This is a genomic window from Colwellia ponticola, from assembly GCF_005885605.1.
GTDB classification, from domain to species: Bacteria; Pseudomonadota; Gammaproteobacteria; order Enterobacterales; family Alteromonadaceae; genus Colwellia; species Colwellia ponticola.
In genome coordinates, this window is the sequence record NZ_SZVP01000150.1 from 1 (window position 1) to 438 (window position 438).

General features: G+C 36.1%; 1 protein-coding gene. It reads right to left on the reverse strand.

Annotated elements, in window-relative coordinates:
* Nucleotides 1–438 (reverse strand): Gfo/Idh/MocA family protein (locus FCS21_RS17835; protein WP_138624526.1); only part of this gene is annotated, 438 nt, incomplete at both ends.

Consider the following 438-nt stretch of genomic DNA (forward strand, 5'->3'; position numbering starts at 1 on the left):
GTATTAGCACCACTTGCCAAATCCATCGTTAATATAGCCGTTTGATTTTGTGTTTCTAATTGTAAAATGGCATATTCCAAATATTCCTTTGTTTCTCTTATCTGATATTTTGTTCTCAAAATAGGTTCATCCAATAAATACACCGCTGTATCAATGAGATGTAAAAATAAATCATAAAGGACGAATTCTGTCGTCTCTTTTGCCGCTATTCGATTTTTTTGCAGTTGGATCAGCCGCTTCTCTGGGATACGTTTCAATTCTTCTACCATAGGAGCAAAGCGTCGGTTAAAACCGACCATCAAGATCAATTGGTTCTTATCAGCCAATTCTTGCAATTCACGCACTTCGTTTAGATGGACACTCAACGGTTTGTCAATATAAACATGGATACCATTTTCTAGACATCTTTTTGCTAGCTCATAATGTACTTTTGTTGCT